The 7,153-nt window shown below is 68.8% G+C and carries 5 protein-coding genes; all 5 read right to left on the bottom strand.

The annotated features are described in order from the left end of the window. Nucleotides 1–228: 228 nt before the first annotated feature. The 5 genes from ABGB17_RS34375 to ABGB17_RS34355 all read right to left on the bottom strand — a co-directional run bounded on the left by ABGB17_RS34375 (nucleotide 229) and on the right by ABGB17_RS34355 (nucleotide 6,517). Entirely contained in the window at nucleotides 229–1,149 is a 921-nt protein-coding gene (locus ABGB17_RS34375) for a PHB depolymerase family esterase (protein ID WP_347637687.1), read from the bottom strand. Between the two features lie 207 nt (nucleotides 1,150–1,356). Further along, nucleotides 1,357–2,190, bottom strand: coding sequence for an SAM-dependent methyltransferase (locus ABGB17_RS34370; protein WP_347637685.1), 834 nt, complete (start codon nucleotides 2,188–2,190; stop codon nucleotides 1,357–1,359). A gap of 158 nt (nucleotides 2,191–2,348) precedes the next feature. Continuing rightward, nucleotides 2,349–3,923 (bottom strand): ricin-type beta-trefoil lectin domain protein, encoded by a 1,575-nt coding sequence (locus ABGB17_RS34365; RefSeq protein WP_347637683.1) that lies wholly within the window; start codon nucleotides 3,921–3,923, stop codon nucleotides 2,349–2,351. After that, complete coding sequence (locus tag ABGB17_RS34360) at nucleotides 3,920–5,341, bottom strand: PHB depolymerase family esterase (RefSeq protein WP_347637681.1); 1,422 nt, start codon at nucleotides 5,339–5,341, stop codon at nucleotides 3,920–3,922. Before ABGB17_RS34360 ends, ABGB17_RS34365 begins: the two co-directional genes overlap by 4 nt. 33 nt (nucleotides 5,342–5,374) lie before the next feature. Continuing rightward, complete coding sequence (locus tag ABGB17_RS34355) at nucleotides 5,375–6,517, bottom strand: lectin (protein WP_347637679.1); 1,143 nt, start codon at nucleotides 6,515–6,517, stop codon at nucleotides 5,375–5,377. Between the last annotated feature and the right edge of the window lie 636 nt (nucleotides 6,518–7,153).

Genomic DNA, 7,153 nt, shown 5'->3' with positions numbered 1-7,153 from the left:
GGCGGCGCCAACCTCAGCGCCGGCACCTTCTACGAAGGCGCCATGGTCACCGGCTACCCCACCGACGCCACCGAGAACGCCATCCAAGCCAACATCACCACCGCCGGCTACCGCTGAACCGACAGCCGCGCCGGCCCGGTCGTCTCCCCGGGCGAGCTCGGGCGACCCGGGCCGGCGCGGAGGTGACGACGCGACGGGCCGGTCCGGCCGTGGCGGCGGTGCTCGCGACTACGGCGTCCTGGCGCGGTCCAGGCCGAAGAAGCGGATGGCGTGGGCGGCCATCCCCGGCAGCGGCAGGTTGTGGTCGCCTCCGGTGACGGTGTACGCCTCGACCTGGCCGGAGCCGTAGACCCGCCGGGTCCAGTCCGGCTGCGGGGAGGTGGTGGAGGCGGGGCTCTGGCTCAGCCCCCACACGTTCGTCCACTGGTCGACCTGCCTCCGCAGCAGCGCGTAGGGCAGCACGGAGTCGACGGTGCCGTGCCATGCCATCACCCGGGGCCGGGGACCGGAGTAGCCGGGGTAGGCGCCGCGCACCAGGTCACCCCACTCCTGTGGCGTCCTGTCGCCCCAGCCGCCGGGTCCGAGGCCGCCGTAGGGCACGCCGGAGAACGGCGCGCCGGCGGTGAACACGTCCGGGTAGGTGGCGAGCAGGTTGTTGGTCTGCATCGCCCCGGAGGAGAAGCCGGTGGCGAACACCCGCCGCGGATCGGCGTGGTGGCGCCGGACCACGTGGTCCACCATGGAGACGATCGACACGGGGTCGCTGCCGCCGCCGTGGCGCAGGGCCTCGTCCGACCACACGTCGAAGCATTTCGACAGGCCGTTGGCGCTCTTGTTCGCCTGCGGATAGATGACGATGAAGCCGTAGCGGTCGGCCAGCGACGCGAACTCCGTGTCCTGGTGGAAGGCGACGGCCGAGCCGTCGCAGCCGTGCATCGCCACCAGCACTCCCGGGCGAGGTGCCACCTTGTCCGGGACGTAGAGGTACATCTCGATGTCGCCGGGGTTGGGGCCGAAGCCGGTCACCTGGGTGAGGGCCGCCGCCGTCGCCCCCGGCACGGGTGCCACGACCATGGACAACGCCGTGGCCACAACCGTGACCATGGTCGTGACGTCGACGCCGATGAGGAATCCGGTATGCCGTTCCACTCTGCCTCCACCCCCACCTTCGCGGCTGTGAGAACCGGCTCGCCGACGCGGCAGCCGCCAAGGATTCACAGGTCACGGAGCTGCTTTCTGCCGGCCATTGCCGGTGAGCGCTAACACGCCGCCGTTACGGAGATTTCTTTCTCTGTCGAGTTCGCCGTGCGTGTGTCGGGCGCCTCGGGGCCGGCCGGTGGCGGCTAATCGTTTTGTTCAGGGTTTGACGGCGATGCCGCCGTACGCCCAGGCATGGCCGCCGCCGGGGATCGACGCCTGGTTGCGGTCCGGGCGCCACCGCACCACTTCCACCACACCGGGGTCGATGACGCGCCAGCCGTCGAAGAACCGCACCACGTCGGCCAGGGTGCGGGGGACCATGGGGGCGGTGCTCTTGTCGTAGGGCTTGGTGAACTCGTCGTTCGGCAGGCTGGGGGCGAAGTCGAGCGTGATGTGCGACAGCAGCAGATGGCTGCCGCTGGGCACAGCGGCCTTGTACTGCTCGACCAGGTCGTACGGATTCTCCTCGTCGGTGATGAAGTGCATGACCCCCGCCAGGATGACGGCCACCGGGCGATCGAAGTCGATCGCCGCCTGGACCTGGGGATGGGAGAGGATCGCCTTGGGCTCCCGGAGGTCCGCCTCGATCACCGTGGTCATCCCGGTGGGGCTGCCGGCCAGCAGGGCGCGGCCGTGCACCAGGACGATGGGGTCGTTGTCCACGTAGGCGATGCGGGCCTCAGCATTGACCTGCTGGGCGATCTCGTGGGTGTTGCCCTGGGTGGGGATGCCTGTGCCGATGTCGAGGAACTGTGTCATCTGCGCGTCCGCGGCGAGGTGACGCACCGCCCGGCGGAGGAAGGCGCGGTGCGCGAGAACGCCTTCACGGGTGCCCGGCGACAGCTTGACGAGCTGCTCGGCCGCCTCGCGGTCGGCCGCGAAGTTGTCCTTGCCGCCCAACAGGTAGTCGTATATGCGTGCCGAGTGCGGGATCTTGGTGTTGAGCCGTTTAAGGAGCTCAGTGGCCGTAGAATCCACCGAATCCGACATATATGACCCCTTTCTTTCTTCTAGCCCTCTGATGTTAGCGGTAACGGACCGGCTTTCACCTCAGTTGCGGCGCCGTTTCCGGGGTGCCGGCGCCGTCGCGGACGGCATTCTGCCCGGCCTGGCTCGGCCAGGAGAATGCCGGGCAGAAGGCCGTCGCGTCAGACGCGATTCCAGCGCTGGCCGGTGCCGCCGTTGCAGGACCAGATGACGAGTTCGGTGCCGTTGGCGCCGGCGTTGTTCGGCACGTGCAGGCACTTGTTCGCTCCGACGGCGGTGACGGTGCCGTCGGCGTTGAACCTCCACTGCTGGTTGGTCTGGCCGTTGCAGTCCCAGATGATCACCGATGTGTTGTCGGCGGTGCCCCGGTTGTACACATCCAGGCACTTGCCGCCGTACACGCGCAGCTCACCCGTACTGGTCGGCGTCCACTGCTGGTTGCTCTGCCCGTTGCAGTCCCAGATCTGCGCCTGAGCGCCACTGGCCTGCGAGGCACCCGTGACGTCCAGGCACCGGCCCGAGGTCGCGGTCCGGATCGTGTACGTGGACGGAGGTGTGCCCCCTCCGCTCACGATGTACATGGCGGCTCCGTGACCGGGCACCGACGCACTGATCGTCGCGGACGAGGTACCGGTCGTGTGCGCCCACAGGTCGCGCACGGAGTAGGAGGACGCGGCGCCGAGCCCGAGGGCGGAGGCGGTGGTGGACACCGTCGCCGTACCGCTGCCCCGGTTGAGCAGCACGACCGCGACCGAGCCGTTCGACATCGGCTTGCGCCACACCTCCAGGTTCCCGTTGTCGCTGATCTTGTGGCCCTGCCGGCCGCCCCAGTCCTGGTTGACGGCGATGACCTCGGTGTTCGTGAGGATGGCCCGGGTCTCGGCGCTCATCGAGCGGATGTCGTTGCCCGCGATGAGCGGAGCGTTCAGCAGCGACCAGAGGCTGAAGTGCGCCCGCGACTCCGTGGCGGTCATGGAGCCGACGCCCACCTCCAGCATGTCGGGGTCGTTCCAGCCGCCCGGCCCCGAGTACGCCTCGAGCCCTACCTGGCGGTCCAGGATGCCCATGACGGAGCTCCAGTTGGCCTGGATGTCCCCGGTCGTCCGCCAGGAGTTGCCCACGGGCATCCCCCAGGTCCACACGCTCTCCTGGCCCCAGTTGCACAGGCTGTACACGATCGGGCGGCCGGTGGCGGCCAGCGCGTCACGCATGGCCGTGTATCTCTGCTGCCCGCTCCTGCCCTGATGGTCGCCGCAGTTGTCGTACTTGAGGTAGTCGATCCCCCAGGACGCCCAGAGGGCCGCGTCCCGCTGTTCGTAGCCCAGGCTGGCCGGGTACCCCGCGCAGGTCGTGGTTCCCGCCGAGGAGTAGATGCCGAGCTTCAGTCCTTTCGAGTGGACGTAATCGGCGAGGTTCTTGATCCCGCTGGGGAACTTCTGCGGATCCGCGACCAGGTCCCCGCTGGAGTTGCGGCTGCGGGTGGACCAGCAGTCGTCGATGTTGACGTACTCGTAGCCCGCCGCCGCCATGCCGCTGGAGACCATGACGTCCGCGGTCTGCCGGATGAGGGTCTCGTTGACGTTGCAGCCGAAGGTGTTCCAGTCGTTCCAGCCCATCTGGGGCGTACGGGCCAGGCCGTTGTCCAGGGCCGCGGCCGGCGACGCCGCGCCGCCGGCCCCGACCAGGGAACCGGCGGCCAGCGTGGCCGCCAGCGCGTAACGCAGGATCCTTTTCATCGGACCCCGCTCCTCGTCCACTTCTGGTTGTTGCCGCCGTGGCAGGTGTAGAGCTGGATGAGGGTGCCGTTGGCCGTCGCCGCGTTGGAGGCGTCCAGGCACAGGCCGGACTGCACGCCGGTGATGGTCCCGTCGGCGTTGAGGCGCCACTTCTGGTTGTTGCCGCCGTGGCAGCCGTAGATCTGCACCCTGGCGCCGTTGGCGGAGCCGCCGGCGTCCAGGCACTTGTTGCCGTAGACGCGGAACTCCTGGGCGGAGGTGTGGGTCCACTGCTGGTTGGCGTTGCTGTGGCAGTCCCACAGGTGCACCTGGGTGCCGTCGGTGGTGCTGGAGCCCGGCACGTCCACGCAACGGCCGGAGCCGACACCTCTGATCTGGCCGCTACCGCCACCCGTCGGCGTCGGGGTCGGGGTCACGGTCGGAGTCACGGTCGGGGTCGGCGTCGGGGTCGGCGTCGGCGTCGGCGTCGGCGTCGGCGTCGGCGTGCCGGTGGAGTCGAGGCCGAGGAAGGAGACGGCGTAGTTCAGCATGCCGGCCATGGGGAGCTGATGGCCGACGCCGCTGATGCTGATTCCCTCCACGGTGGCCCTGGTCCCGGTCGCGCCGTAGCGGGTGCGGGTCCAGGAGGACTGCGGGCGGTCGGTGTAGGCCGGGGTCTGGCTGAGGCCGTGGAGGTTGGTCCACTGTTTGATCTGCTCGCCGAAGTTGGGGTAGGCGAGCGTGGTGTCGGTGGTGCCGTGCCAGGTCTGCATGCGGGGGTAGGGGCCGGTGTAGCCGGGGTACATGGCGCGGGCCTGGTCGCCCCATTGCTGGGCGGTCTTGATGAGGTTGCCGCCCGAGCACTGGCTGTTCCACAGCGACCCGTTGGTGGTGGCGAAGCACCCGGCCGGCACCCCGGAGAACGCGGACGCGGCGGAGAACACATCGGGGTACTGCGCGGCCAGGACGTTGGTCATCATCGCACCGGAGGAGAACCCGCCGACCACGATACGGGCCGGGTCGACGTTGTAGCGCTGCCGGGCATAGGCCACCATCGACATGATCCCGGTGGAGTCCCCGCCACCGTCACGCCGCAGCGCGGCCGGCGTGGACACATCGAAGCAGCGTCCCTCACGGGTCGCCTCCGGCAGCACGATCACGTACCCGTACCGATCCGCCGCCGTCACGAAGTCGTGGCCGTTGCCGTTGAAGATCCCGCCGGCCGAACCGCCGCAGTAGTGGACCAGGAGCAGCAGAGCGGGCCGTGCGGCCACGTTGTCCGGGACATACCAATACATGTTCAGGTTCGTGGGGTTGTTGCCGAAGTTCGTCACCCGGGTGAGCGAGGCGGCCGTGGCGGGGTTGATGCCGAGGAGAACGCTCGCGACCACGAAGGGGAGGACGGTCACGGCGAGTATCGCGCTGAGCTTCCGTTTCACGAGGGGGTCCTTGTCATCGAAGGACGTGCCGGCTCAGACACGGGTCCAGCGCTGGTTGGCGGCGCCGTTGCAGGACCAGATCTGGAGCCTCACGCCGTTGGCGGTGGAGTAGTTCGGCACGTCGAGGCACTTGTTCGCTCCGACGGCGGTGATGCTGCCGTCGCTGTTGAACCGCCACTTCTGGTTGCTCTGCCCGTTGCAGTCCCAGATGTGCACCTGGCTGCCGTCGGCGGTCGCCATGTTGGCCACGTCGAGGCACTTGTTGCCGTACACCCGCAGCTCACCGGCGCTCGTCGGTGTCCACCGCTGGTTGACCTGGCCGTTGCAGTCCCAGATCTGCACCGGTGTGCCGTTGGTCTGCGCGACGTTGGCGACGTCCAGGCACCTGCCCGAGCCCACTCCCCGGATCGCGCTGGTGGACGTGGAGGTGGGGGTCGGCGTGGGCGTCGGGGTGCCGGTGCCGGGCTCGCCGATGCTGCCGGGCACCGACTGCAGGGCCCGGTACCAGGTGGCGGCCATCTTGTCGTAGCCGCCCGCGGTCGGGTGCACGCCGTCGATGAGGTCGCCCGTGGTCAGCGCCGCGTGCATGTCGACCAGGTGCACCCGCTTGCCGCTGTTCACCTTGCTCTGCACGATCCCGGGAATGGCCGCGTTGAAGGTACGCGCCGCCGCCGCCTGACCGGAGTTCGACAGCGGGATGATGGTCGCGACGAACACGTCCGCGTTCGGCACGGTCGCGGTGATGCGGTCGATCAACGTGGACAACCGCCCCGGCGCCCCACCGACGTTGTAGTTCTGCAGCACGTCGTTGGTCCCGATGTGCACCAGCACCGTCCGCGGGTTCTGGGTACGCAACCAGCCCACGACGTTCGCGTCGATCTGATCGATACGCCACCCCGGATGCCCCTGATGGTCATGATCCCCCAGGCTGGACGGCCCGTTGAACTGCGACCCCACGAAATCCACCGTGTACCGGCCCCCCACCAGCCGCTGCCACAACCCGATGCGGTACCCGCCCGGCACCTGCGTGCCCTCGGTGATCGAATCACCCAGCGGCATCACCCGCACCCCGCCGTTGGACTCCGCGCCCGCGACGCCCGTCTCCAGCACGGCGCTCAGGGCCGCCGTGGCCACAACCAGGAGGGCCGCCGTGAACCACCGTCTCCGCTTACGCATGTCAACCTCTTCCGGGAGTTGAAATCGCTGCCCGCCCGGCTATTTCTGTTAGCGTTAACAGCGAAGCTCGAACTTCGGCTCGCTTACCACGAAGGTCATAGGTGGCGGGCCCCCGGACGGACGTGGCGACCTCGGCGCACTGCCGGCGCTCTCGTTCACGATCCTGGGCTAACGCCCCAGACGCGACCCTTGCAATGTGAGCGCTAACACTCTGCCCTCCGATGCCGTGTGACGTATTCCGCCGGATGGTCGTCGTGGTGGTGGAGCGGATCTAATACCGCGAGAGGAAGAGCCGTCAAGAGACGTCACACGGCGTGCCGGCGGGGAGGCGGCGGCGGGCTCGGATCACCTGACGTCTTCACAGGTCGCCCCCTCCGCCTGGTGACGGTGTAGTGATGAAAATTTCACCGTTCCCGCCGCCTGACGTGACGATCAGAACGGGAGGCCCCGGACGCCGTGGCACAGAGATGCGCGGGGGGAAGGCCGGGCAGGGCGCGCCGCGACCTTCGGGCAGGCTTGACACATGTCGGCGAGATTTCCACACTGAGTCCGCGAGGCGGTTCCTCTGCTGCCAGTGGTGGTGCACGGCAGGTGCCGCCGTCCGCGACGTTCAGATGGTGTGTTCCCGCCGGCGGG

The organism is Sphaerisporangium sp. B11E5 (assembly GCF_039871875.1).
Classification (GTDB): domain Bacteria; phylum Actinomycetota; class Actinomycetes; order Streptosporangiales; family Streptosporangiaceae; genus Sphaerisporangium.
The sequence above is the reverse complement of the archived record's forward strand: the minus strand, read 5'-3'. Positions and strand labels throughout refer to the sequence as shown.

Coding starts and splice junctions, on each gene's coding strand:
- ABGB17_RS34370 (WP_347637685.1), bottom strand. CDS start 2,190: ATGTCGGATTCGGTGGATTCTACGGCCACTGAGCTCCTTAAACGGCTC.
- ABGB17_RS34365 (WP_347637683.1), bottom strand. CDS start 3,923: ATGAAAAGGATCCTGCGTTACGCGCTGGCGGCCACGCTGGCCGCCGGT.
- ABGB17_RS34355 (WP_347637679.1), bottom strand. CDS start 6,517: ATGCGTAAGCGGAGACGGTGGTTCACGGCGGCCCTCCTGGTTGTGGCC.